Source organism: Lujinxingia litoralis, from assembly GCF_003260125.1.
In the GTDB taxonomy this organism is placed as follows: Bacteria; Myxococcota_A; Bradymonadia; order Bradymonadales; family Bradymonadaceae; genus Lujinxingia; species Lujinxingia litoralis.
On sequence record NZ_QHKO01000008.1, the window covers coordinates 51,903 to 77,652 of the forward strand.

Below are 25,750 nucleotides of genomic sequence, written 5' to 3' on the forward strand. Positions count from 1 at the left end.
TGTGTGGGGTTAGCCGAGTTCGTCGTAGTTGTAGATGTCGGCCAGGAAGTGGGGGCGGCCCTCATCGTCGACGCGCACGGTGTAGTACTCGATGAAGACGGGGACCTGGTGCTTAAGGAAGATCGGGTTGTAGTCGCCCTTCTCCAGGATGCGGTCGATGTCGGGGTTCTGGCCGTCGAGCTGCAGGAGGGTTTCGGCCATGTTCAGGGGCTGTTCCATGCGGATGCAGCCGTGGCTGAAGCCGCGAACCGGTCGCGAGAAGAGGGGTTTGTGGGGAGTGTCGTGGAGGTAGATGTCCTGGAGGTTGGGGAAGATGATTTTGACAAAGCCCAGGGCGTTGTCGCCGCCGGGGAGCATGCGGACGTACTCCCAGGTGCGTCCGGGGAAGGCGACCTCGTAGCCGTTGGCCTCGTACCAGGAGGGGATGTGGTCGGGGTTGGTAGTGGAGACATCGACCAGGCCGGTGTGCGGGTCGAGGTAGGGGAACTGGGCTCTGAAGCGAGCCAGGCCCTCTTCACCGGGGAAGTGGTGCTCGAGGATGCGGCGCAGGGCGTCGGTTTTGAACGCGCGCACGCGGCCGGCATCGGTGGAGCGCATGGTGGTGAGCGACTCGGTGGGGTCGGTGGCCGGGGCGGCGGGCTGCGCGGCGGCGGGCGTCGTGGGCTGAGCGGTGGGCTGCGCGGCGGCCGGGGGGCGTCCGACCATGCCGGGGGCGCGGTTGGCCGTGAGGGTGGGGGCCTGGGGGGCGCGCAGGGCGCCGGCGGCCGGGGCCAGGGCCGGGGCGGGTTTGGCGGAGGCCAACAGAGCGCTCAGGCGGGAGGCGTAGGCGCCGGTGACGTGTTTGTGGACCTTGGGGATGATGGATTCGGCCCGGATGCGCGGGGTGACGTTCCAGTAGGGGTTGTAGATGATGCGGTCGATGTAGGCCGCCAGCGTGGGGGTGCGGTTGGCGCGTTCGGCTTCGCCGGTGAGGGGGTTGACCTCTTTGTTGTTATTGCCGACGACGATGCCAAAGCGGAGCTTGCGCTCGTGCTCATGCCAGAGTTCGACGTTGAAGTCGGGGATGTTGACGAAGACGTACTGGTCGAATTCGTCGTGGGCGATGTTGGTGGAGCGCCAGCGCTTGATGTTGAGGGCGATCTGAGCCAGGCGGCGCTCGGCCGGGACGTTGAGCGAGCCCCAGAAGACCTTGTGGGGGCTTCCATTGGCGACCATCTGGTGGGTGTGCTGGTACTCGCGCACGGCGTCGACGAGGAGGTCGTCGTAGCGTTCATCGAGGGGGGCGTCGGCCGGGTAGAAGCCTTCGATCTGGAGGCGTTGTTTGAGGCTGGCGACGACCGGGGCGCTCTGGCCGGGTTTGAGGGAGCGAGGCGCGGGGACCTCTGGCCAGCCGCCGGCTTCGACGATGTCGCGGTAGCGGCGGAAGGCCTTGATCAGGCCCTGGTACTGGGGTTGTTGGGGGGGGATGGCGTCGACGCCGGCCCGGGCCTGCTCGGGGCCTTCGGCGTTGAGGGTGCTGGCCAGGGTGTCTTTGATGCCCTGGTGGAGGATCTGGGATTTGCGGGCGTTGGCGATGTCGGTGGCGACATGGGAGGCGCGTCGCCAGACCTGTCCGGCGCGGAAGGGGCCTTTGGCCTCGTCGGGGCGCGTGGAGCGGCTGTCGGGCTCGTTGTACTTATCCCAGTGGCGCTCGTGGACGAAGATCTCTTTGAGGCGGAAGTGGCGCAGCTGGTGGGCGTAGCGGGCCAGGCCGGCGGCCAAAAGCTCTTCGAGCTGGACTTCGACGGCGACGACCTGGGCGGACTTCTGCTGGTAGGTCTGGAGGGCGTCGCGCAGGCGCGCGCCGCTGGGGGCGGCCAGAAGCGCTTCGGTGAGGCGCGCGTGGTTCTCGGGGGAGAGATCAAAGGCGGCGACCGGCTGCTCGGTGAGCCAGGCGCTGGCGAAGGCGATCTCGGCCTCGGTGGGCTGGAGCTCGTCGAAGTCGGCGTAGGCCTGTTTTTGGGTTTCGAGCTGGTCGAAGAGCCCGGCGATCTGGTCGAGCTGGTAGGGGGCCGGGTCGAGCTGGTGGTCTTCGACGAGCTGGAGGGCGTTCCAGACGGCTTCGCCGGCCGGGGTCAGCGCGGCGTTTTTGACGAGCGCGGGCTCGTAGTCGCGGGCCTGGTAGACCTGATCGACCAGGGTGGCGAAGGGGGGGGCGTCGGCCTGGGCGCGCTGGGCCGGGCTCTGGGCGGCGGCCGAGAGGCGCTCTTTGAGGGCCTGACTGGAGGCGGCCTGAGCGCTCTCCTGGCGGAGCGCTTCTTCGAGCGTGGGGGCCCATGACTGGGTGTAGCTCTGCGCGGCCTGGGGCTCGATGGTCGGTTCGGAGCAGGCGCTGAGCGTGAGCAGGCCAAGGGCCAGGGCGACGGTGTTGATTCGCCGGGCGATCGGTCGGCGTCGGGGGGTATGAGTCATGGGTATCTTGGCGCTTGAGATGCGCGGCAAAAGGGTGCCAGAAGAGGGCGATAAGGCATCGCGACTATAGATCAGGGGAGGCCGAAGATTAAGAAAACCTCAGGCGCTTTTGTGTAAAGTAAAGTCGCGGGGGGGAGCCCCCCGGAGGGGATCTCCGGGGGCGGGAGTGGCCAGGTCAGCGCACGCGATTCCAGCGGGAGGCCGGGAGTTGATCGGAGGTGGGCGGGGTGCCGTTGCCCAGGATGTAGAGGGCGCGGCGGTTGGCTTCTTCCGGGGTGTTGTCGGGGGTGGGCTTGGCCAGGACGGCTTCGCCAAAGCCCTGATAAAAGATGGGGATGTCGAGGTTCTGGGAGGCGAACCACTGGCCGATGGCGCGGGCCCGGCGCTCGCTTAAGCGCTGGTTGCTGGCGGCGTCGCCGACGGTGTCGGTGTACCCGGCGATGTAGAGCTGCATCTGGAGCCCTTTGTCGCGGTGGGCGCGCATGGCCTGCTGGACCCGCTCCAGGGTTTCGGTGAGTTTGGGGAGCTCGGAGTCCTGCCAGGAGTGTTGGCCGGAGTCAAAGACGACGCTCTGGTGGGGGATCTCGACCCAGAAGGGCTCCAGGATAAAGGACTCCCAGAAGCCGTCGGTGTCGTGGACGGTGACGCGCACGCCGGCGAGTTGGGCGGAGGGGGGCTGGAAGGTGAGGCTGAGGTTGCCCCGCTGGCCGTTGAGCCGGGAGGTCTGGGTGCCCAGGGAGCGGTTGTTTTGATCGAAGAGCTCGATCTCGACCTTATCGACGGGGCGGTTGACCTGGATGGGGAGGCGTCCCTGTCCGAGTTCGATCTGCTCGGTGTCGACGTTGACGCGCAGGGGTTCGGTGAAGGCGACGTCAAAGGTCAGCTGGAACTCGACGGGTTCGCCCAGGGTGTCGGTGCCTTTGAGGGTGAGGGTGTAGTCAAAGGTGCCGGGGGGCTGTTCGATGCGCAGCTCTTTGACTTCCCCGCGCTCCAGGCGTCCCAGGCGCTGGGTGCGGGTGTGGCCATCGGAGCGTTGGAAGGTGACCACGACGTCGGTGAGCGTGGCCGGCGCGCGCAGGGTGAGCGAGGGGTGTCCCTGTCCGACCTGGACGCGGTTGTTGACGCGGTACTCAAAGTCCTGGGCGGCGGCCGGGGCGGCGCAGAGGAGCGCGGCGATGAGAGTGGTGAGGCCGGCGCGGGTCAGGAGCGAGGGGAGAGAGCGCAGGTTGGGGATGAGGATGTTCATGGCGACGCCGGGGTGAGGAGGGGCGGTCAGACGTGATCTGAGTGTGGTATACGACGAGGGGGCGTCAGGATTCAATTGCGAGCGAATCAGAGGAGCGGCAGATGCAGGAGTTAAGGGATGCGGCCACGGTGATGCTGGTGCGGGAGGTGGGGAGCCGGCTGGAGGTGTTGTTGATGCGGCGCGCGCGGGGGCTGGCGTTTATGGCCGATAGGTGGGTGTTTCCGGGGGGGCGCGTGGATGAGGCCGATGGGGATGAGGCGGTCCAGGGATGGTGCGAGGATGTGGGGGCGATCGGGGAGGCCGCCGCGCGGATGGGGGTGGAGGCAGCGCGCGCCCGGGCCTTGTGTGTGGCGGCGCTGCGGGAGGTGTTTGAGGAGTCGGGGTTGTTGCTGGTCCGGCGGCAGGGGGCGCACGTGGAGGCCAGTGCGCTGGCGCGCTTGCGCGAGGAGCTCTCGTGCTGGCGGGGGGAGGTGGATCGCGGGGAGCGCACGATGGTGGGGTTGATGGAGGCGTTGGGAGCGCGGCTGGAGGGGGTGCGGCTGGGCGTGAACGAACTCGTGCTCTTTGCGCATTGGATCACGCCCTTTTTTGAGACTCGCCGCTACGATACGCGCTTTTTTGTGGCGCGGGCACCGCAGGGCCAGGAGGTGGGGGCGGATGAGCGGGAGTTGGTCGATGCGCAGTGGCTCACGCCCTCGGAAGCCCTGGGGCGCTATCGGGAGGGGGCGTTGGAGCTGGCTCCGCCCACGCTCTGCGTGTTGGAGGCGATGCGGGTCTATGAGCGCGCGGGCGGGATGGAGGCCCTGTTTCGGGATGCCTCCAGGGCGCAGGTGAGGGCGATTTTGCCGCACCTTCTGGAGGAGGCCGACGAGGGGGAGGCGGTGTTGGTGCTGCCCGGCGATCGCGGGTACCCGGTCGGCGATGCGCGCTACGCGGGGTATGCGTCGGCCAGGGGAGAGGTGACCCGGGTGGTGCGCAAAGGGGGGCAGTGGTGGACCGGGGCGTCGCCGGGGTGATGCCGGGTCGCTTCAGCTCTGCCGGGGGGCGGCAGCGGGGCATCAACTCCCGGTTTTCGATGTGCTGGTTTAGAGGGGGGCGTCGGCCGGGTCTCTGGAGGCGGCCGGCTTTCGGGAGGGGTCGGGGCTGGCGAGTGTGAGGGCGCCCCGGGTGATGTCGTGTCCGGAGGGGCGCTGGTAGGCGCGCAGGCCGAAGCGGGGGAGGGTGGCCAGGAGGTGATCGAAGATATCGCCCTGGATGGCCTCGTACTCGGCCCACACCGTGGTGTTGGTAAAGGTGTAGATCTGCAGGGGGACGCCGTGGGCGTCGGGTTCGAGCTGGCGGACCATCAGGGTCATGTCCTGATGGATGTTTTTGTGCTGGCGGAGGAAGAGGCCGATGTAGGCGCGGAGCGTGCCCAGGTTGGTGAGGCGTCGCTGGTTGACCGGATGGGCGGCGAATTCCTCGGGGAGGTCGTGGGCGTTGTGCTGGGAGATGTCGTGGAGTTTCTGGTCGATGTAGGGGCGGAGCACGCGGATCTGGCGGAGGTCTTCGATTTCGTCGTCGGTGAGGTAGCGCACGGTGCTGAGATCGAGGTGGATGGAGCGCATGATGCGTCGGCCGCCGCTGAGCTGCATGCCGCGCCAGTTTTTAAAGGAGTGTTCGAGAAACTTATGGGTGGGGATGACGGTGATGGTGCGGTCCCAGTTCTGGACGGTGACGACGTTGAGGGCGATGTCGGTGACATCGCCATCGGCGTTGAACTGGGGCATTTCGATCCAGTCACCGACGCGGATCAGGTCGTTTTGGGTGAGCTGAATGCCGGCGACCAGGCTCAGGAGGCTGTCGCGGAAGACGAGCATGATGACGGCGGTCATGGCGCCCAGGCCGCTTAAGAGGATGAGCGGGGAGCGATCCAGGATGAAGGAGACGATGAGGATGCCGGCGACGCAGTAGACCAGGACCTGGATGACCTGGAGGTAGCCCTTGATGGGGCGGTCGCGGTTGACCGAGTAGCGGCGGTGGATTTCGTTGAAGGTGGAGAGGAGCGCGCTGGTGCTGCGGGCGATCATGACGACGGCCAGGCAGAGGCAGGTCAGGCGCAGCGCTTCGGTGAGGCCGGTGGGGAGGTGGGGCACCCAGGTGACGCCGAGCTGGATGGCCAGGACCGAGGGCAGGTTTTTGAGGCGGTCGAGGACCTTCTGGTCGACGAGGATGTCGTCCCAGCCGATGGAGCTGCGTTTGGCGAAGGCCACCAGCGCGGGCAGGGCGATGCGGTGGGTGATCAGGGTGATGGCGGCCAGGGCGATGATGAGGGCGGCCAGGCCGGTGCCGGCTTCGTAGAGGCGGGCGGGGTCGAAGGCGTCAAACCACGAGGCGAAGGGCAGCGCGTCCATGAGATCTCCCGGAGTTGAGTAGGGCTCCGGGGGGGCGCTTGCGGCCTTAGAGAGAGAGTCCGGAGCGTTTGATGGTGACCTGGCCGGGTTCGGGGCCGGGCAGGACCGTAAATCGCGTCAGGTGTTGTCCGTCACAGGGTCCTGTCTGGCATAGACCGCTGTGGGCGTCAAAGCGGGCGCCGTGGGTCTGGCAGACGATGACGTTGCCCGCGGGGTGGAAGAGTCGGGAAGGGTCGTCGCCCAGGGGGATATTCCAGTGGGGGCAGCGATTTTCGAAGGCGACCAGGGTGGATGGCGAGAGGCGCAGGAGAAAGCCGGTGGCCGGGCGTCCGTGCGCGTCGGTGAACAGGAAGGCGCGGGCATCGCCGGGGTGGCGAAGATCGCAGATGTCCAGGATGGCCAGGGTCGAGGAGCGAGAGGTGGGCATGGGGTCTCGGGGAAAGAGGCGGAGCCGGGCGCTGGCGCGTGCTTTTTTGGGGGGAGGCGTGGCGAGGGAGGGATCGCCGGGTTAGCCGGCGGCGATGCGACGGCTCAGGGCCAGGGCCTGAGCCATGATGGTGAGCTGCGGGTTGGCGCCCAGGGCCGTGGGGAAGAGGGAGGAGTCGATGATGTGGAGGCCTTCGGTGTGGTGAGCGCGCCCGTCTGCGGGGCGCGCGACGCAGGTCTGCGGGTCGGCGCCGATGCGGCAGGTGCCCATGGGGTGGCTGGCGTAAAGGGAGAGGTCGCCCGGGGTGTGATGGATGCGCACGTGGTCTTTAGCGGCGTTGACGCTCTTGAAGAAGCGGGTTTTGCGGACCATCGGCATGACGTCGCGGGAGCCGGCTTCGAAGAACATTTCGACCAGGGTGTGGAGCCCCCGGGTGAGTTTGCGTTGATCGTGGCGGTTGAGGATGTAGCGGATGTTGGCGCGCTGGTCTTTGCCCGGGGTGACCTGCCCGGTGGATTGGTCGCGGATGAGGAGGCCGCAGGCGGCCATGAAGCGGAAGTCTCGCAGAAAGTCGGCGGAGGTGTCGATGCCTGTGCGCGCGGCCTGACTTAAGAAGACATCGGGGGAGGCCGAGAAGGTTTCGAGGAGGATTTCGGGGTCGTCGGGGTGGTGGGCGTAGTACCCCTGAGTGGCGCCGGCCCAGAGGCGGATGGGGTCGTCGAATTTGGCGAGGACGCCGCAGGTGGGGTGGACGCGGAGGTTGAGGCCGACCTGGCCGTTGGCGTTGGCCAGGCCCTGATTGAGGAGGAGGATGGGGGTGTTGATGGCGCCGGCGGCCAGCAGGGTGCGGTGGGCTTTGATGGTGTGTTCGACCAGGGGCTCGCCGGTGTCGGGGTTGCGGGTGTGGGCGATGAGTCCGGTGACGTGGCCGCGGGCGTTGAGGGTCAGGCGTTCAGCGCGGGTGTCGGCCAGCAGGCGCGCGTGATGGCGGAGGGCGCCGGGCAGCCAGGTGAGGTCGGCGGTGGCTTTGCCGCCGGTGGGGCAGCCGGTCTGACAGGTGCCACAGCCGATACAGCCCGGGGCATTCCTGGGCATATATGCGTGCTTGAGCCCCTGGCGGGTAAAGCCTCGGCGAGCCACCCGGGCGTTTTGGCCGGCCAGGGCGGCGGGGGTGGGGGCGACGCCGATGGCGGATTCGACCTCGGTGTAGAGGGCGTCGCGGGAGTCGCGGGCGAAGTGGTCCAGGCCCCAGTCTTCGACCCATTGATCGAGGACGGCGTCGGGGGCGCGAAAGCAGATGGCGGAGTTGACCAGGGTGCCGCCGCCGACCCCGCGGCCGCTGGTCAGGGGGATGAAGGCGTTGCCGCGCATCACGCGGGTGGCCTGTTCCTGCATCAGGTGTCGGGCCGCCCAGCTCTGCCGGCGTTTGAAGGAGCCGCGGGGCCAGAAGCGGCCGTCTTCGACGATGAGCACGCTCAGGCCGGCCCCGGCCAGGGTGTGGGCGGCGACGAGCCCGGCGGGACCGGCGCCGATGATGGCGACGTCGACGTGGTGGGTCTGGCGTCTCGGAGCGCCTTGCTGGCGGAGGGTGTCGAAGGTCTGGAGCTGGCCTCCCAGGTGCTCGGCGGCGGAGTAGTCCAGGGGGGAGGTTGCGCTCATTGCCAGTCTCCGCAGGTGTAGTCGATGCCGGCGGCGCGCAGGACCCGGGGGGCCTCGCAGTAGCCCATGGCGAAGATCATTTTGAGGGCTTTGAAGGCGTCTTGCCGGGCGTTGAAGGTGGAGGTGTCCCAGGCGCGCAGGATGGCCTGTCGCTGGGCGCGGCTGCGTTCGGCGAAGGCCGCCGGAGGGAGGGTGGCCAGGCTGGCAAAGTCGTCGATGGCGTGGAGGAGCAGGCGCAGGAGTTGGGCGGTGTCGGCGGGGATGTGTGCCAGGTAGTCATCGACGGCCTCGACGACGCCGACGTCGAGGCCCGGGGGCATGCCCAGGTGATCACCTGGGTAGAGGGCGTCGCAGATGGCCTGGCAGATGGTGACCTCGCGGGGGCTTAAGGTCAGGAAGGCGCGGTCGGGGCGTTGGTCCCACCAGCCCAGGCCTATGCGCAGGGAGGCCGCAGAGAGGAGCAGGGCCGGGGTGGCCAGGGCGGTGGTTCTGAGAAAAGTGCGCCGCTTCATCTCGGGGACCTCGGGGCCGGGTGGCGAGGGAGGTTATGTGGTGCGATTAGATCATAGTGACTGATGGGTTGGTTTTGTTCCAGGGCGACCCGCGGCGCCGGGGTTTGGGGGCGTGAGCGCAGGGAAAAGGAGGAGGGCGCCGAGGCCGGGGCTCAGATGAGATGGGCGTGATTGATGATGCCCAGGCCGAGCCCGATCATCAGGGCGTTAAAGGCGACCAGGCGCAGGGAGAGGCCGAGGTCGTGGAGGAGCGCCAGGAGCAGGGTGGTCAAAAGGAGCTCGGGGAGCAGGGCCGACAAGAGGTCGGGAGGGCTCAGGGAGTGGAGCAGAAAGGCGGCCGGGGGCAGGGCGCTGAACAGGCCGATGACGAGGATGCGGGCCAGGGCCGGGAGCGCGGCGGGGAGGCGCAGTTGAATGGCGCCCTGCCAGAAGAGCGCGCTCAGGGCCAGACCCAGGCCCCAGAGGAGTCCGAGGGTGGCGCTGTCTTGGAGCCAGGTCACGGGGCGAAAGCGCGCCGGGTCGTGGACAAAGGAGAGCAGGCCGATGAGCAGGGGGGCGCTCAGCGCAGCGATGGCCGGGAGGTGAGGGCGCAGCGCGAAAGGCCCCTGGCGAGCGTGGCCCAGCTCAATGTTGAAGACGAGAAAGGCCAGGCCGGCCAGGGAGGCCGGGGCGAAGAGCCAGGAGCCCAGGGCCACGGAGAGGTGTCCCTGCTGGAGGGCGGCCAGCGGCGGGGTGAGGAAGAGGTGAGCGGCGCTCAAGCCCAGGGAGGCGGCCAGGGCCAGGACCAGGGTGAGGCGCAGCGAGGGGGAGGGGGGGAGATTGGAGGGGGCTGTCATGGGAGGCCTGCTTTACCCGGGGGAAGTGGGGGGCATATTTCAAGGAGTGGGGACGACAAGGGTCTTTGACGAGGTGCGATCATGATCAGCCCGAATTGGCTTGTCCAGTCCAGCGCCGTAGGAGCGGTGGGAGCTCTGGCGTTGGGGTTGGGGGTATGGGGTATAGGGGCGTTAAGTCAGGCAGCAACGCAGCAGGAGGTATCGGCGACACAGGTGATCTGGGTGCACGGGCCACAGGGGGCGCGGGCGGTCGGCGCGGTGCGTTATGTGGAGGGGATCGATCGCAGTGGCGCGGAGCGTCGGGAGCAGCTGGAGCGTCGGCAGCAGGTGGCCCGCCAGCGGGCGTGGGAGGCGCGGCGGCTGGCGGAGCAGCAGGAGGTCCGGGCGCGGTGGGCCAGGCGTCAGGCGGAGCGCCGGGCGGAGTTGGCCGCGCGCGAAGCGCGCGTGGAACAGGTGCGCTCCCACCTCTACGAGCTCTATGCGGGGCCGCAGTGTGTGGAGCGCTTCTTTGAGCCGAGCGCGCCCTCATCTGAGGAGCTGGCGCGGCGTCAGGAGCAGGCCGCGGAGGCGGCGCGCCAAACGGTCGAGTCGGGAGTGGAGCGGGCGTTGGAGGCCATGGAGAAGGTGTTTACCTCGCCCTAGCCCTCCCGGTGGGGAGAACGTTCTGAGGGGGACAGAGAAAAGCCCCGCGAGCGTAAGCTCGCGGGGCTTTTTTATGGTGCGGAGGCGACTTTCTCGGCCTGAGCCTCAGGCCGGGGCCGTCTCATTCAGCCGACGATGCAGACGCCCTCCCCACGGGAGCACTGGCCGCTGCAGCAGTCTGAGCCGGAGGAGCAGGTCACGCCGACCGGGAAGCAGGCGTAGCCACAGGTTCCCTCGCTGCCGCAGACCAGATTGCCGCAGCAGTCGCCATCTTCGGAGCAGCTGGCGCCGTTGATGGAGCACTCGGGGCAGCCTTCGTCGACCTGGCCATCGCAGTTGTTGTCGACGCCGTCGCAGACTTCGGCGGAGCAGCTCTCACATTCGTAGGCTTCGCCGCAGGTCTGGTAGTAGAGGTCGCAGAGGCCGGAGGGCTGCTCGGGGACGCAGGCGTTGGCGCAGCCCATCTTGATCTGGAGATCGAGGGCTTCGGCGTCGATCTGGCGGATCTGGGAGCAGGCGCCCTCGGAGAGGGTCAGGGTGTTGTCGTTGGCGCTGTAGCTGAGGTCGGAGCTGGGCAGGTAGTTGCCGTTGACCGAGACCCAGATCTGATTGGGGTCCGGAGGGGTGTCTTCGAGGCTGTAGGAGCAGCTGACCAGGATGTTGGAGATGTCGCGCACGGCGTTGGTAAGCTGAGCCGCGTTGGAGGCTTCGTAGAAGGTGTTGGTGCCGCCGGCCTGAGCCATCTGCTGGAGGCTGTTGGAGGAGAAGGCGAAGCCGACGACGAAGGTCAGGATGCCGCGGTTACGCAGCGCCTGGATTTTTTCGACGGCTCCCGGAACGCCGCCGCAGCCCGGCTCCCCGTCGGTGATGACGAGCACGGCTTTGACGCGCTGGTCGTCGAGGGGATCGGTGGGGGCGCTGACCCGGTCGTTGTTGAGCACGTTTTGCAGCGCCCAGTCCAGGGGGGTGCCGCCACCGGGATTAAGTGAGTTGTAGGCGTTTTTGATGGTCTGGGCGGAGTGCGAGCCCATGGAGAGGCGATTGGTCAGAGCGCTGTTGTTGCAGTTGCCGGTGAAGGAGCCGACGCCGAAGCGCATCTCGTCGTGGAGTTCGTCGGCTACGGCGTTCATGCCGGCGACGGCGCGCTGCCAGCGGGAGGCGCCGTTGAGATCGCGATCCATCGAACCGGAGAGGTCAAGCACCACGTAGATGTTGGGGTCGAGGCGCTCAAACTCGGTGGTCTGCTCCTCGCAGATAGCAATGTTTCCGGGCGCGGGAGCACAGGCGTCGCCAACCATCAGGCCGTTGTCGCCCATGGGGTTGCCGGCGGTGGCGGTCTGGTCGACGTTGGCGTGGAAGGGGCAGTTATCGCAGGCGTCGCCAATGCCGTCGTTATCGGAGTCGGCCTGGTCGGGGTTGGGGACGTCAGGGCAGTTGTCGATGACGTTGGGCGTGCCATCGTTATCGTCGTCGCGCTCGGTGTCGACGTAGTCGACGCCGGGGGCGCAGGCGTTGCCCATGACGATGCCGCGCTCGTCGGTGGGGTTGGTGGCCGCAGCGGCCTGGTCGGCGTTGGAGGCGTCCGGGCAGTTATCGCAGGCGTCGCCGATGCCGTCGCCGTCGGAGTCGGCCTGGTCGGGGTTATGGACGAAGGGGCAGTTATCGTACTGGTTGGGGATGCCGTCGTCGGATTCGTCTTCCCAGGGGTCGAGCTCGTCGCGACCGTCGTGAGGATGGTCGCCGCCGTCGGGGTTACCGCCACCATCGGGGTCGCCGGGGTCACCGCCGCCATCGGGGTCGTCGGGGTCGCCGGGGTCACCGCCGTCGGGGGTATCGCCTCCATCAGGAGAGCATTGCCCGCTGACCGGGTTGCGGCTCTGCCCCTCGGGGCAGGTAACGGCGCCGGTCGGATCGGTACAGGCCAGCGCCAGAAGCGCGAAGAGCGCCGGGAGCGTCCATCGGATGAGCTTTGTTTGCATGATTCGTACCCTGTCGAGTTAGGTGCGCCGGATGAATGGAGGGACCGAGCGCGAGACCAGCTTTAGAAATAATCCCACTCTGATGGCAAAAAGATTAGCAAATGTGCTGCTGCCTTTCGACCGTTTTTCAGGCGAATATCAGGGCAAAGGGTGTAAATGCGAGTAAACTCTTGCGACGGTTGGAAACATCGGCTCAGGAGAGCATGTCGCGACGCCGCAGGCTCAGGCTGACGCCGCTCAAGACGACGACGGTGAAGAGGCTGAGAGCTCCCAGATCCAGGAGAAGTCCGGTCTCGGCGTCTCCGAAGAAGCGATCCAGCGGGTGTGGAGCGATGGGAGGGGCCGGAGCTCCGGGGAGGGGCGGCAGGGGGAGCTCGTCTAAGGGGACCTCGTAGGCCAGCGCGCGCTCCTCGGTATGGAGCATGGCCTCAAACCCAAAGCGGCTGAAGGTGGTGGCGCTGAGCGTGCGGGTCCAGGTGTCCATGCGCGCGACGGGCATGATGGCGCCACCCAGGATGACCTGGGGGATGAGGACGATGGGGACCATGGCGATGGCCGCCTCGCTGGTGCGAACCGCGGCCGAGAGCAAGAGCCCGGCCGCGACGCCGGCCAGGGCGCAGAGCCAGAGGGTCAAAAGATGGAGCAGGGGGGCGCCGTGAAAGTCGAGGGGGCCGTAGGTCAGCCCCAGAAGGGCCACGCACTGGACCAGGCATAAGAGTCCGAGCACGACGAATTTGCTGGCGACGTAGGCCGGGATGGAAAGGTTGACCATGCGCTCGCGGCGATACACGGCCTGCTCCCGCACGATTTCGCGGGCGGCATTGGAGCCGCCAAACCAGATCGCCGAGATGACCAGCAAAAACAGGGCCAGCGGGGTGTGCTCCATACGGGTGAAGACGCCACCCTCGTCCTGGATGAACACCAGGTTGAGGAGCATGGCGACAATCGGGGCCTGGATGAGGAGGATGAGGGTGCCGATGCGATCTTTGAGTTTAATCGTCAGGAAGCGATGGGTCAGCGTGCGCAGCTGACGAAGCTCGAAGGAGGGGGGCTTTCGAGGAGGGGCGGCGGTGAGGTTGACCTGAGCCGGGTCGCGGCGTCGGCCGCTGACAAATTCATCGAAGTAGGCGCTCTGGCGGTAGCGGGCGGCGAAGGTCTCCATGGGTTCGCCGCTGCGTTTTGCGGCGACGAGGGGACGCATGCAGGAGCCCGGGTCGCTTAAGAGCGCGCGGGCCGCCGGCGCATCGGGGGCGACCTCGGGGTGAAAGTAAAGCATGGAGTCGGGGTAGGCCGGCCCGTAGTAGACCTGCTCGCCATCGGCCAGGTAGAGGGTGTTGTCCATCAGCCGGTATGCCTTGAGCGAGGGCTGGTGGATGGTCAACAGGATGGTTTTGCCGCGGTCGGCCAGCCGGCGCAAAAGGCGCATCACGTTGAGGGCGTCTTCGCTGGCCAGGCCGCTGGTGGGTTCGTCCAGACAGAGGAGGCTGGGGTCGGTGAGGAGCTCCATGGCCAGGTTGACGCGTTTGCGCTGCCCGCCGCTGATGCTTTTTTGCTCCGGGGAGCCGATGCGCAGGGGGGCGGTGTCGCTGATTTCCAGGTCGTGGAGGACCTGCCAGATGCGCTGGTCGATCTCCTCGTCGGTGGTGTCCGGCGGCAGGCGCAGTTTGGCCGTGTAGTAGAGGGCCTGATAGACGGTCAGCTCGCTGTGGATGATGTCTTCTTGAGGCACGTAGCCAATCGCGCCGCGGTAGCGGTCGAAGTGGGCGAAGATCTCATCGCCGTTGAGCAGGGTGCGCCCAAATGAGGGGCGATTGTAAGCGATCAGGGCGTTGAGGAGGGTGGTTTTTCCGGCGCCGGAGGGGCCGAGCAGCCCGACGAGCTCGGTGGGGTAGACGGTGAAAGAGATGCCGTCGAGGAGGCGTCGCGGGCCGTGGGGTGTGGGGACCTCCACGCGGAGGTTTTCGGCCTGGAGGAGGATGTCGCCGCGGTAAGACTTTTGCAGGCGCATGCGCTCAAGATCCAGACGCAGGGCGAAGCTGCCCAGGCTGAAGATCTGGCCGTGTTCCACCGGGGCGCGCTGGACGCGCTGCCCGCCGACAAAGGTGCCGTTGGCGCTGGAGAGGTCTTCGAGGAAGAGTCCGCCCGACTCGCGGACCAGGCGCGCGTGGTGGCGAGAGACCTGGGGGGATTGCAAGACGATGTCGTTGGCCGGGCCTCGTCCCAGGGTGATGATGGGTTTATCGGCCGGCAGCGCCAGCGGGTTGCCCGAGCGTGGGGTTTGCTGGCGCTCGAAGTCCTGGATGCGGGAGAGGGGGAAGCGGTAGCTGCCCAGAAAGAGGACGTCTTTGCGGTGGACCTCGGCCTGGGTCAGTCGCCGTTGAGTGCTGCCGACAAAGGTGCCGTTGGCGGTGTTTAAGTCGCGGGCCAGCCAGCGCCCGGGACCCAGGGGGGTGAGGCTGACGTGGCGCCGTGAGATCTGCGGGGCATCAAGCACAATATCGCAGCTCTGGTCCCGACCGATGACCAGGGAACGCTCGCCGCCGATGCTTCGCGGCGAGGCCGTCGAGCGCGGTTGGGGGGCGTGTGAAAGGTCGAGGGGGAGCGCTGGCGAGAGGAGCGGGTCGCCGGAGGGGAAGGGGACCTCGGGGCGGGTGACCTCGGCCTCGAACTCGGCGGAGCGGACCCGCGGGAGCCGGGGACGGGCACCGCAGGCCGGACAGAAAAGCACCCCGAGCTTGATGGGGGCGTCGCAATAGGGGCAGCGCTGGCTCATCGCAAAAGGGGGCTCATCGACGTTGGGGCAGGCGGTGTAGGAGGGGCGCGCCTTACAGCCTTGCCACGCCAATAGCGTTTTGACAATTCCTCGCGCGCTCACATATAAGGGGGAAGATTCTCTCTGACCCCCAAAATGCGCGGCCCACCGGGTGATGGCGCCCGCGGTGGCTGGCAGGTCTGTGGTAGGCCGAGCGCGTTAGGTGGCAGACGGAGAGCAGACCGGAGACGTCGATGGCGCGACTGAAAGTGGGTATCGTAGGGGCGGGCAGCATCTCGGAGCTGCACGCCAAAGGATATCAGGAGGACCCGCGCGCGGAAATCGTGGCGGTCTGTGATCGCGACGAGGACCGGGCCATCCAGCGCTCGCTCGACTGGGGGGCGCGAGCCTATTACACCCATTTTAGTGAGATGCTGGAGAATAAGGAGATCGACGCCGTCGAGATTCTTACTCCGCATTATCTGCATGCCAGTCAGATCATCGATGCCCTGCAGGCCGGTAAGCACGTGTCGGTGGAGCGCCCGCTGGCGCTCTCGATCGAAGAGGCCAACCAGGTGGTGCAGACCGCCCGGCAGGTGGGCAAGGTGGTGCAGGTGTATGAGCCCTGCCTGTTTTATAAGCCGCTGCTCGATGCTCGGAACCTGATCGATGCCGGTGAGATCGGTAAGCCTACCGGGATTCGGATCTCGATGACGGTGGCTCGCGGTCAGAGTGATACCTGGGATTTTGCTTCCATCGAAGACGAAGCCTCCCTGTGGCGGTTTGATCCCCAGCTCTCCGGGGGTTCGCCGATGCTCTATGACGTGGGGTATCAGACCTTCTGCATTGCGCTCTTTTTGATCGGGAATGTTGAAAAGATTGAGGTCTGGCGCTCGGAAACTCCGATTCGCGAGGGGCTGAAGCTCGATGCGCCGACGGTGGCGATGTGGAAGCACTATCAGCAGGATTGCTACGGGACGATGACGCTGAACTACGCTCCCGAGCGCAAACTGCGTACGCCCTACCACCCGCTGGAGGCGACGATCGCGGTGGAAGGCACCCGGGGGACGATCGACATTATCCGCTCCTCGGATCCGACCCAGTTGGAGGCTCCGGTGGAGCTTCGCCGGGACAGCCGCAAGGTGGCTTACGGTCAGCGGAACACCGCCTTTGAAGACAGCTTTGTGCGGGCCACGCGCAACTTTATTGGCTCGTGTCTGGGCGAAGAAGAGCCGCTGCTCGGAGCCAATGAGGCTCGCCAGCTGCTCTTGTTGACTCTGGCCTATCAGGAATCGTCGCGGCGTGGCCGGGCGGTCAACCTGCAGCACGGCTGAGCGACGTCCCTTATAAAAACTCGGCCCTGAAAGAGGCTTCATGACCCAGCAGCAGGAACGTGGGCGTATTTTTGTGGTGGAGGCGCCGCGGCGTTATGCGGTGTTGCTTAACGCGCGGGCCAAGGCCTGGACCGGTGAGGTGCATGAGGCGGTTCAGCGTTTTGTGCCCGCCCGCGATCTCTACCTGACCGATGATTTTCGCCAGGCGCAGACCACGGTGGAGCGGATCCTGGCGCAGGATTACGACGTGGTGTTCACCGGCGGTGGCGATGGCACGATCATGTTCTTGATCAACGCCATTGAGGCCGCGGTGCAGGCCGGCAAAATTCGCCGAGAGGATGCCCCGCCGGTGGGCGTGCTGCGCCTGGGGACGGGCAATGCCGTGGCCTCGTATGTGGGGGCCGGTCCGATCATCGAGGACTTGCGAGCGTTGCACGCCGGCGCTCCGCTCAAAGTTCACGAAGTCAATATGGTCGAAGATGGCGAGCACCGCTTTCCCTTCGGTGGGTTTGGCTGGGACGCCGATATTCTGAACGACTACGATCGTTTTAAGGCCGCGGTGCGGGATACGGCGCTGGAGAACTTCGCGACCGGGCTGGGCGGCTACGCGTTGTCGATCGGGACCCGGACCATTCCCAAGGCTACGGTGCGCGGGTCGCGGCGCGCGCGATTTACCAACCTGGGGGAGGTGGCCTATGAGCTTGATGAGCACGGCTCGATCGTGCGTGAGGTGGGGCCGGGAGAGCTGCTCTACGACGGGCCGATGAAGATCACCAGCTCGGCCAGTATCCCCTACTGGGGCTTTAAGATCCGGATGTTCCCCTACGCCAACCTAAAGCCCGGGTTCTTTGAGCTGCGCTCGTACCATGGCTCGATTTCCCGAATCCTGATGGATCTTCCGGGCTTCTGGAAGGGAGAGGTGGAGGAGGGCAAGCTGGGCGACTGGCTGGTGAGCCGGGTCGAGGTCGAGGTGGAGGAGGCTACCAGCTACCAGGTGGCCGGTGATGCCGCCGGCTATCGCCAGAAGGTGGAGTGGTCGCTCTCCCAGCACCCCAGTCTGCTGGCCGTACCACTGCAGTAAGCCGGGCGTTGCATCTTTTAAAGATGTTAAATCCGCTTCACTATCAACATGTTAGAGAGGGGTGTGGTGGGCGGTCTTTCGGGGAGCCTTGCGCTGTGGCCGGGGGCCGGTCAGGGTGGGGATCCCTTTGGAGTATGGAGCAGTGGTCGCCCGGGCAGGAAGCGGGGCGTCGAGCGGAGGAGTGAGAATGGCCAGGATGAAGTGGTTGTGTGCGATGGCAGCGCTGGCGCTGGTGGGGGGACTGACTCCCGCGTGTGGCGGTAATGCCACCGTGGATCTTCGTCAACCGGATAGCGGTCAGGAGCGGGATGCGGGGGTGGACGCCGGCGGCGATGTCGGCGGGCGGCCCGATGGCGGCGGTGATCCCGACGGCGGTGGCGATCCCGATGGCGGTGGCGATCCGGATGGTGGCGGTGATCCGGATGGTGGCGGTGATCCCGATGGTGGTGGTGATCCGGATGGTGGCGGTGATCCCGATGGTGGTGGCGATCCCGATGGCGGCGACTCGGAAGATTTGACCGATGCGGAGGCGGCGGCAAAAACGCTCGTCACCGGATTGTGTCAGGCGGTCTGGCAGTGCTCCGATACCTCGGAGGTGGTCATGTTTATGGGACAGGAGCTGTCCCGCTTTGCCACCGAGGAGGAGTGCGCCGCGGGCTGGCGTGATGGTGGCGGGGCGCTGGACATCCAGCCGCTCATGCGTGCGATCGAGGAGGGGCGTCTGGTCGTCGATCGGAGTCAGCTTGACGCGTGCAGCGAGGCGTACGCGACGGTGCTTTGCTCCGCTGAAGAGCTCGCGGTTAGCACGATGCCAGCGGCCTGCCTGGCCGCGTTTCAAGGGCAGGTTGCTGAGGGCGGGCATTGTGCCTACCCGCTGGAGTGTGACGGTGGGCTGCGCTGCGATTTGAGCTTTGACATGGAGGGACCCTGCTACGGTACCTGCGTGGATCCGGCGGTGGCCGATGCCTGTGGTAACGACGGGATTTGCGGAGACGATGCGTACTGCGATCGCGACGCGGAGCCGCCGGTCTGTGTGGACTATCAGCTGGGGGACGAGTGCACAGCCGGCGGCGGCGAGTGTAGCGAGGGGTTTGAATGTCAGCGCGGGTATTGTCAGCCCGATGGCAGCGCTTCGGCCGGGAGTTTTGTGAGCGCCGGGGAGGCCTGCTCGTATCTGGAGAGCATTTATTGTCTGCCGGGCACCACCTGTCAGACGGAGCTGGATGCCAACGGCGCGCCGGTGATCGGTGCTTCTACGCGCTGCGGGGCGACGAAGGCCGCCGGGGAGTTTTGCACACAGAGCACCGATTGCCAGTCCGGGCTGCGTTGCGTGGAGCAGGTGCAGGAGGGCGGGGCTACCGGGATCTGCGGGGCGCTGGCGTCGTTGGGCGAGGAGTGCCAGGACAGCTCCGATTGTGAAAGCCGCTACTGCGAGTATGATTTCAGCGGAGGCATCGTGACCAGCGGGACCTGCGCCGAGCGCCTGGTCTGTGAGGTTCCCTGAGCGTCTGGTGTCGTGGACTGGCCTGGCGTCGTGAGGCCGGTTCGGTGAGCACACAAAAGCGCCCGGCTCTTTAGAGGAGCCGGGCGCTTTTGTGTGTGCTCTGGCAAGCGTGTGTGTCAGGTGCGGTGGGTTTAGCCCTGATGTTCGGTGCGCCAGCGCTGGGAGAGATCCACATCGTGGAGGTAGCGGTCGATGTTCTCTGCGATGGTGGCCTCGTCCCAGCCAAGGAGAGGGGCCATATGGCGAGCGACGCGTGGGGCGGCGTCGCGGCCCTGGTCGGCGGCCCGGTAGAAGATCTGAGTGCGTTGCACCAGCATGTCGGTGAGGGTGGCGGCGAGTTCGCGTTGGATGGCCCAGTTGATCTGGGCCAGGATCTCGGGGCGGTCCGGGCAGATGGGTTCGGCCAGGAGCGGGTCCTCGGCGACGAGGGCGGCCAACTCGGGGGCGCGGGTACCGTAGGTATGGGCCAGGAAGTAGGCAGTGGCCTCGCTGAGGTGTTCGGCGCTGGCTTCCAGGGTGCGGGTGGCCACGATGTTGAAGGCGGCCTCATCGCTCTCGGCCTCGGGCCATTCCCGGGCGCCGGGCAGTGGCGAGGTGTCGGTATGCGGATGGTGCAGCTCCTCGGGGAGCTGGTCGGCCAGGCGCAGGAATTTGATGGCGGTTTCGACCACCTCGGCGGACATGCGGCGGTAGGTGGTGAGTTTTCCGCCGGCGATGGTGATGAGGCCGTCTTCGCCGATGATGATCTGGTGCTCGCGGCTGACTTCGCTCTCGGAGATGTCGCTGCCCGGGGCGCGGGGCGGGGCGATCAGCGGGCGCAGGCCGGCCCAGGTGGCGATCACATCGTCGGGGGTGAGGGGATGTTCGGGGAAGTAATCGTTGGCGGCGGTGAGCAGGTAGTCGACGTCGTTGCAGTCGGCGTAGACCTGGCCCGGGTCGCCGCTAAAGTCGGTATCGGTGGTGCCGATGTAGGTCTGTTCGCCCCAGGGGATGGCAAAGAGCACGCGCTTGTCGTCAGGGTGAAAACAGACCACGGCGTTGTTGACCGGGAGCTTGTGGTGGTCGACGACGATGTGCACGCCTTTGGTGGGGCGCAGCAGGGTGGTGGTGGGCTCGGCGCTTAGTGCGCGGGTGCGATCGGTCCAGGGGCCGGTGGCATTGATGACGGCGTGGGCGCGGATTTCTTTGAGCGCACCATCGCCGAGCATGTCTTTGACGACGGCGCCCTGGATGCGGCCGGTTTCCTCGTCTTTGATAAAGGAGAGGGCGCGGGTCCAGGTGGCGACGGTCGCCCCGTGAGCGATGGCGTCGAGGGCGCTCTCCAGGGTCAGGCGGGCGTCGTCGGTGGAGCAGTCGTAGTAGAGGGGGGCGCCTTTGAGGTGCTCGCGGGTGAGGGCGGGTTCCTCGGTGGCGATGTCGCGCACGCTGAGTTTGCGGTGGCGTTTGGGGGAGCGAAAGAGCGAGAGGCCCTCGTAGAGCCACATCCCGGCTTTGAGGACCAGCAGGTTGTGTGGCGAATCGCGGTAGACCGGGAAGAGGAAGCCCAGGGGGCGGACCAGGTGGGGGGCGATGTCGAGGAGGATGCGGCGTTCGCTGACGGCTTCGAAGACCAGGCTGAATTCGAATTGCTGAAGGTAGCGCAGCCCGCCGTGGACGAGTTTGGAGGAGCGCGAGGAGGTGCCGTAGGCCAGGTCTCGGGCTTCGACCAGGGCGACCTTGAGTCCGCGTCGCGCGGCGTCGCGGGCGATGCCGGCGCCGTTGATGCCGCCGCCGATGACCAGGAGGTCGACCGGCTCTCCGAGCGTATCCCACATCTGCTGACGGGTGCGTGATGAGTTCATAAGGGTTTGATGTTGTGGGGTTTAGTGGATGTTTAAAAAAAGGGGACCATCTTTGAGCCCCGCGACCTGCGCGGATGGCGCCAACCTAATGACCGGCCGGTGGAAAGGCAATGGTGGTGTGCGCGGGGCTGTTTATGGGGTGTGGGGTGAGTAGATTTTTAGGGGAAAGTGGGACTGAGGGTAAGGGGGAGCGATGTGTGGACTGGCGGGGTTTTGGGATCGGCGCTGTCAGCGCTTTGAGCCGGCGATCTTTGCGATGACCAACGCCCTGCGTCACCGGGGGCCGGACGGGGCGGGCTACTGGTTTGATGGTCGCCACGGGCTGGCGCTGGGGCATCGGCGTCTGGCGATTCTGGATTGTTCGGATCGGGGGCGTCAGCCGATGTTTTCGGCCAGCGGGCGCTGGGCGCTGGTGTACAACGGGGAGGTCTATAATTTTGCCGAGATCCGGGCCCGGGTGCAGGAGGCCACCCGGGGGAGTTACCCCTTTGTGGGGGGCTCGGATACCGAGGTGATCCTGGGGGCGGTGGAGACCTTCGGGCTCTGGGAGACGCTGACGCAGATGGTGGGGATGTTTGCCATGACGCTCTGGGACCGGGAGCGCGCGGAGCTGCATCTGGTTCGGGATCGTCTGGGGATCAAGCCGCTGTACTGGGCCTGGCACGGGGAGGTGTTGCTCTTTGGTTCCGAGCTCAAGGCGCTGCGGGCCTATCCGGGGTTTGATCCGCCGCTCGATCGTCGGGCGTTGGCCGGGTACTTGAGCCGCTCGGCGGTGGGGGGGGAGCATACGATCTATGAGGGGGTCTACCGGGTGCGGCCCGGGGCGGTGCTCAGCGCGCGCAGTCCGGGGAAGGAGCGCCTGGAGGAGCGGCGCTGGTGGCGGGCCGAGGAGGTGGTCTCCGAGGGGATTCGTTCGCCCTTTATGGGCGATGAGGAGCAGGCCACCGATGAGCTGGAGCGAGAGCTGCGGCGAGCGGTGGGACAGCGGATGGTGGCCGATGTGCCCCTGGGGGCGTTTTTGTCGGGGGGGATCGATTCGACCACGGTGGTGGCCCTGATGCAGGCGCAGTCGGGTCGGCCGGTCAAGACCTTTTCGATCGGCAATGCCGCGGCGCGCTATGATGAGGCCGACGATGCCGCGCGGGTGGCCCGCTTTCTGGGGACCGAGCATACCTCCTTGATCGTGGAGCCCCGGGATGCCCTGGCGGTGATTGAGCGTCTGCCGATGCTCTACGATGAGCCCTTTGCCGATGCCTCCCAGATACCGACCTTTCTGGTCAGCGAGTTGGCCCGCCGTCAGGTGACCGTGGCGTTGAGCGGCGACGGGGGCGACGAGGTATTCGGGGGGTATAACCGCCATGTGTGGGGGCCGAAGATCTGGCGGGGGTTGAGCCGGGTGCCCCCGGGAGCGCGCGGTCATCTGGGGCAGGCGCTTCTGTGGCTGAGTCCGGGGCAGTGGGAGGCGCTGATTGAGCGGGCCGGGCGGCTGGGCGGTCCGCAGGCCGCCGCGCTGATGGGCCGGGCAGAAGCATTGCTCGGGCGCTCGGGGGCGGCTTCTACGAAAACGACGCCCTCGCTCGCCCCCTGGAGGCTTATCGGCGATAAGTTGCATAAACTCGCCGAGATTTTTGATGTCCCCGATGCTGAGGCGCTCTACCGGCGTCTGCTCTCCAACTGGGGGGAAGGCCCCCGGGTGGTGCGTGGGATGGAGGGGGCGCCGCGCACCTGGAGCTGGGAGCCCGAGCCTCAGGTGGCCAGCCTGGCCGAGCGCTGGATGTTCCGGGACCTGGTGGGGTATCTGCCCGAGGACATTCTCACCAAGGTCGATCGGGCGTCGATGGGCGTGAGTCTGGAGGCCCGGGTGCCCCTGCTGGATCACCGTCTGGTGGCCTTTGCCTGGCGCTTGCCCCTCTCGATGAAGGTGCGCGGGCGCCAGGGCAAGTACATCCTGCGGCGGGTGCTCGATCGCTACGTGCCCCGGGTGCTGGTGGAGCGCCCGAAGATGGGGTTTGGCGTGCCCCTGGATGCCTGGCTGCGCGCGGAGTTGAGGCCCTGGGCCGAGGCGCTTTTAAGCCGTGAACGTCTGGAGCGGGAGGGCTTTTTGGAGGTGGCTCCGGTGCAGGCGCTCTGGCGCGAGCACTTAAGCGGGCGTCGCAGTCGGGCCTACGAGTTGTGGAACATTCTGATGTTTCAGGCCTGGCTGGAGCAGCATCATCGGGTGAGCGCTCGTCGGCCGTTTGGCGGCAGTCTGGAGTTGCGTCAGGTGCCCGGGATGGGGCGGCGATGAACGAGGTCTTTGCCTGCACGATTCTGATCTTCTGCGGGGTGTTTGTCCTCTTTGTCGGACAGACGCGTCTGCCTCAGGACGACCGCCGCTTTGTGTGGCTGAGCTTCTGGGCGCATGTGATCGCGGCTTTTGTATTGATCGTGCTCACCTACGAGTTTTTCGGGCGCGGCGACATGGAGGTTTATTACGGATATGGCGAGGCGCTGGCCGACTACATTCGGGTCGATCCGCTGCGCTGGGGGCCGGAGGTGCTGCGGCTGATCTTGCAGCAGCCCGCCGAGATTCCCATGGAGCTCTTCGGGATGGAGGGCACCTCGACGACGACGATGATCGGGATCACGGCGTTTTTGCTGATCCTGACGGGCTCCTCAATGTTCGGGTGCGGGTTGATTTTGAGCTTTGTCTCCTTTAGCGGGCAGATGGCGATGTACCGCGCGTTCAGCGCTCATGTGGGGCCGGAGCTGCGGGTGCAGGTGCTGGTGGCGACTCTGCTGGTGCCCTCGGCGGTGTTCTGGACCAGCGGGGTGGTCAAGGAGGCGGTGGCCATGGGGGGGCTGGGGTGGATGATCTACGGGATGCACCGTCTGCTCAGCGGTCGCGGCAAAGGTTGGGCGCTGATGTGGCTGGCCGCCGGCGCGGTGGCGGTGGCGGTGGTCAAGAGCTACATCCTTTTCCCGATGGTGGCGGCCGGCGGGGTGTGGTGGTACTGGCGGCGCTCGCTGGCCACCAGCGGCTCGGTGGCGATCGCTAAAAAGCCCATGCAACTCGCGGCGTTAGGGGCGGTGGCGGTGGGCGGGATGATCGGGCTGGGGCAGCTTTTCCCGCAGTATTCGCTGGATTCGCTGGCCGAGGAGACGGCCAATCTGCAGTACCAGGGGGAGCGGATTCAGGGGGGCTCGTCCTACAGCATGGGCGATGGCGCGACGACCAGTCTGGGGGGGCAGCTGATGTTCGCCCCGGTGGCGATCACCGCCTCGCTCTTTCGTCCCTTTCTCTTTGAAGCCCACAACGCGGTGGCGGCGATCAACGCCGTGGAGACCACGCTGGTGCTTTTTCTATGGGTGCGCATCTTTTGGAATCGAGGAGCACGGGGAGCCTGGCGAGCGTTGCGTGCGTCGCCGGCGATGATGTTCTGCGTGGTCTTCGTCTTGTTGTTCGGGCTGGGGGTGGGGCTGGCAACCACCAACCTGGGGACGCTTTCGCGCTACCGGGTGCCGATGATGCCGATGTACCTGCTGGTGCTGCTCATTTTGAGCGCGCGCGACTGGCGGCTGCGGGCCGGGCTGATGCCGGGCCCCGGGCCGTCGCCGACCACTGGCCCCGGATCCGGGGAGCGCGCCGGCACCGGCACAGACGACTACCGCAGGGGGGCGAGATGGAGAGGCCGTTAGTCACCGTATACATCACCTGCCATAACTACGGGCGGTATCTGGAGCAGGCCGTGGAGAGCGTGCTTCAGCAGAGTTTGAAGAGCTGGGAGCTGATCCTGGTCGATGATGCGTCGAGCGATGAGACTCCTGAGATTTGCCGGCGTTACGCCGAGCAAGAGGGCGCGCGCGTGCGGGTCGTGCGCCATGAGCAGGCGCAGGGGTTGCAGCGCAATGCCAATCAGGTCCTGGAGCTGGCCCGGGGGAAGTACATCATGCGCCTGGATGCCGATGACTGGCTCGACGAGTCGGCGTTGCTGGTGATGAGCGATCGCCTGGAGCGTCGCCCGGAGGTGGCACTGGTCTACCCCAACTATTTCTATGTCGACGCCGAGGGACGCTACCTGGGCGTTGAGCAGCGTAAACTGCCCGGCACCGAGGCTCGCCTCCTCGATCTACCGGCGCACGGGGCCTGCACGATGGTGCGCCGTCGCGTGCTCAAGGCGCTGGGGGGGTATGATGAGCGTCATAACGCTCAGGATGGGTATGAGCTCTGGCTCAAGGTCTCGCGCAGCTATCCGGTGGAGGGGGTGGCCACACCGCTCTTTTATTATCGACAGCATCCCGAGTCGCTGAGCCGCAATGAGGATCGCTTGCTGCGGGCGCGTCGCCAGATCAAGCGCTCGCTGGCTGAGAAGCTCGAAGGCAGCGTCAAGCCGCGCATTGTGGGGCTGGTGCCGGCCAAGAACACCTACCGTTCGATGCCCGATGTGGTGCTTAGCCCGGTGGGGGGGCGCCCGCTGATCGACCATACCCTGGAGGCGGCCCGGGCCAGCGGGCGTTTTGATGCCATCTGGGTCACCACCGATTGCCCGCGGGTGGTCGAGCACTGCGCCACACGCGATGTGCCGGCGATGATGCGCCCCTCGGCGCTCTCGGAGGCCGATCGCAAGCTCTCGGAGGTGGTGTACGACGCGGTCACGCGCCTGGAGAACGATCATGACCTTTTTGCGGACGTGGTGGTGGTGCTCAGCGCCCACAGCCCGCTGCGCCGTGCCGACCATATCACCAAGGCGCTCGATACCCTGGTGCTCTACGACGCGGACAGCGTGATCAGCGTGTATGAAGATTTCGACATGCACTTTCAGCACGGGCCCGACGGACTGGCGCCCTTAAATCCGGCGATGATGCGTCGGCTGCGTCTGGAGCGCGAGGGGCTCTACGTGTTCAACGGCGCGATCACCGCGGTGTGGCGCGACGCGATCCGCGCGGAGGATTACCACGGCAAGAGCATCTCGCATGTGGTGATGCCCTGGCGGGAGAGTTTCCAGCTGAAGAGCGAGTTTGATCGCTGGATGCTCGACCAACTTCTGCGCTCGGAGGAGGAGCGGGATCGGGAGCCCCCCACGGCTGCTGCCGAGTGATTGTGCTGTAAAATC

The 25,750-nt window shown here is 66.5% G+C and carries 18 protein-coding genes; 8 read left to right on the forward strand and 10 right to left on the reverse strand.

Annotation, left to right across the window (positions count from 1 at the left end; translation table 11 throughout):
- Nucleotides 1-9 precede the first annotated feature (9 nt).
- Entirely contained in the window at nucleotides 10-2,451 is a 2,442-nt protein-coding gene (locus DL240_RS15355; RefSeq protein ID WP_111730787.1) for a L,D-transpeptidase family protein, read from the reverse strand.
- A gap of 175 nt (nucleotides 2,452-2,626) precedes the next feature.
- A complete protein-coding gene (locus DL240_RS15360) occupies nucleotides 2,627-3,697 on the reverse strand; it encodes an OmpA family protein (RefSeq protein ID WP_111730788.1) in 1,071 nt (356 codons plus the stop codon).
- A gap of 101 nt (nucleotides 3,698-3,798) precedes the next feature.
- Between DL240_RS15360 and DL240_RS20770 the strand changes: the two genes are divergently transcribed.
- The gene (locus DL240_RS20770; RefSeq protein ID WP_111730789.1) at nucleotides 3,799-4,713 is read left to right on the forward strand and encodes an NUDIX hydrolase; all 915 of its coding nucleotides are present in this window, start codon (nucleotides 3,799-3,801) and stop codon (nucleotides 4,711-4,713) included.
- A 69-nt stretch (nucleotides 4,714-4,782) separates the two neighbouring features.
- Here the strand turns inward: DL240_RS20770 and DL240_RS15370 are convergent, their stop codons facing one another.
- The 5 genes from DL240_RS15370 to DL240_RS15390 all read right to left on the reverse strand — a co-directional run bounded on the left by DL240_RS15370 (nucleotide 4,783) and on the right by DL240_RS15390 (nucleotide 9,524).
- Entirely contained in the window at nucleotides 4,783-6,090 is a 1,308-nt protein-coding gene (locus DL240_RS15370; protein WP_111730790.1) for a mechanosensitive ion channel family protein, read from the reverse strand.
- A 46-nt stretch (nucleotides 6,091-6,136) separates the two neighbouring features.
- Entirely contained in the window at nucleotides 6,137-6,517 is a 381-nt protein-coding gene (locus DL240_RS15375; protein ID WP_111730791.1) for a Rieske (2Fe-2S) protein, read from the reverse strand.
- Between the two features lie 81 nt (nucleotides 6,518-6,598).
- The gene (locus DL240_RS15380) at nucleotides 6,599-8,176 is read right to left on the reverse strand and encodes an FAD-dependent oxidoreductase (protein WP_111730792.1); all 1,578 of its coding nucleotides are present in this window, start codon (nucleotides 8,174-8,176) and stop codon (nucleotides 6,599-6,601) included.
- A complete protein-coding gene (locus DL240_RS15385) occupies nucleotides 8,173-8,688 on the reverse strand; it encodes a gluconate 2-dehydrogenase subunit 3 family protein (protein ID WP_111730793.1) in 516 nt (171 codons plus the stop codon). Before DL240_RS15385 ends, DL240_RS15380 begins: the two co-directional genes overlap by 4 nt.
- A gap of 152 nt (nucleotides 8,689-8,840) precedes the next feature.
- Nucleotides 8,841-9,524, reverse strand: a complete 684-nt coding sequence (locus tag DL240_RS15390; protein WP_111730794.1) for a hypothetical protein — start codon at nucleotides 9,522-9,524, stop codon at nucleotides 8,841-8,843.
- 81 nt (nucleotides 9,525-9,605) lie between these two features.
- Here DL240_RS15390 and DL240_RS15395 point away from each other — a divergent pair, with 81 nt between their 5' ends.
- Entirely contained in the window at nucleotides 9,606-10,166 is a 561-nt protein-coding gene (locus tag DL240_RS15395) for a hypothetical protein (RefSeq protein WP_146618335.1), read from the forward strand.
- Nucleotides 10,167-10,291: 125 nt separating this feature from the next.
- Here the strand turns inward: DL240_RS15395 and DL240_RS20900 are convergent, their stop codons facing one another.
- Together DL240_RS20900 and DL240_RS15405 are read right to left on the reverse strand one after the other, a co-directional pair.
- Nucleotides 10,292-12,145 (reverse strand): VWA domain-containing protein, encoded by a 1,854-nt coding sequence (locus DL240_RS20900; RefSeq protein ID WP_111730796.1) that lies wholly within the window; start codon nucleotides 12,143-12,145, stop codon nucleotides 10,292-10,294.
- A gap of 193 nt (nucleotides 12,146-12,338) precedes the next feature.
- Nucleotides 12,339-14,918 carry an FHA domain-containing protein gene (locus DL240_RS15405; RefSeq protein ID WP_111730797.1) on the reverse strand — a complete coding sequence of 860 codons (2,580 nt, stop codon included), beginning with the start codon at nucleotides 14,916-14,918 and terminating at the stop codon, nucleotides 12,339-12,341.
- 233 nt (nucleotides 14,919-15,151) lie between these two features.
- Here DL240_RS15405 and DL240_RS15410 point away from each other — a divergent pair, with 233 nt between their 5' ends.
- From DL240_RS15410 to DL240_RS20315, 3 genes are all read left to right on the forward strand, one after another.
- Nucleotides 15,152-16,231: a Gfo/Idh/MocA family protein gene (locus DL240_RS15410; RefSeq protein WP_111730798.1), complete on the forward strand. Its 1,080-nt coding sequence runs from the start codon at nucleotides 15,152-15,154 to the stop codon at nucleotides 16,229-16,231.
- 40 nt (nucleotides 16,232-16,271) lie between these two features.
- A complete protein-coding gene (locus DL240_RS15415) occupies nucleotides 16,272-17,312 on the forward strand; it encodes a diacylglycerol/lipid kinase family protein (RefSeq protein WP_111730799.1) in 1,041 nt (346 codons plus the stop codon).
- Between the two features lie 187 nt (nucleotides 17,313-17,499).
- On the forward strand, nucleotides 17,500-18,816 hold the full coding sequence (locus DL240_RS20315; protein ID WP_199589835.1) for a hypothetical protein: 1,317 nt from the start codon (nucleotides 17,500-17,502) through the stop codon (nucleotides 18,814-18,816).
- 131 nt (nucleotides 18,817-18,947) lie between these two features.
- Here the strand turns inward: DL240_RS20315 and glpD are convergent, their stop codons facing one another.
- Nucleotides 18,948-20,657, reverse strand: a complete 1,710-nt coding sequence (gene glpD / locus DL240_RS15425) for a glycerol-3-phosphate dehydrogenase (protein ID WP_111730800.1) — start codon at nucleotides 20,655-20,657, stop codon at nucleotides 18,948-18,950.
- 193 nt (nucleotides 20,658-20,850) lie between these two features.
- On the opposite strand from glpD, the gene asnB reads away from it, so the two are divergent.
- Genes asnB through DL240_RS15440 form a run of 3 tightly spaced genes read left to right on the forward strand, consistent with a single transcriptional unit; the run spans nucleotide 20,851 to nucleotide 25,735 of the window.
- Nucleotides 20,851-22,944, forward strand: a complete 2,094-nt coding sequence (gene asnB / locus DL240_RS15430; protein WP_111730801.1) for an asparagine synthase (glutamine-hydrolyzing) — start codon at nucleotides 20,851-20,853, stop codon at nucleotides 22,942-22,944.
- Nucleotides 22,941-24,335, forward strand: a complete 1,395-nt coding sequence (locus tag DL240_RS15435; RefSeq protein WP_111730802.1) for a hypothetical protein — start codon at nucleotides 22,941-22,943, stop codon at nucleotides 24,333-24,335. The genes asnB and DL240_RS15435 overlap by 4 nt, the downstream gene beginning before the upstream one ends.
- The gene (locus DL240_RS15440) at nucleotides 24,320-25,735 is read left to right on the forward strand and encodes a glycosyltransferase family 2 protein (protein WP_111730803.1); all 1,416 of its coding nucleotides are present in this window, start codon (nucleotides 24,320-24,322) and stop codon (nucleotides 25,733-25,735) included. The genes DL240_RS15435 and DL240_RS15440 overlap by 16 nt, the downstream gene beginning before the upstream one ends.
- Nucleotides 25,736-25,750 lie beyond the last annotated feature (15 nt).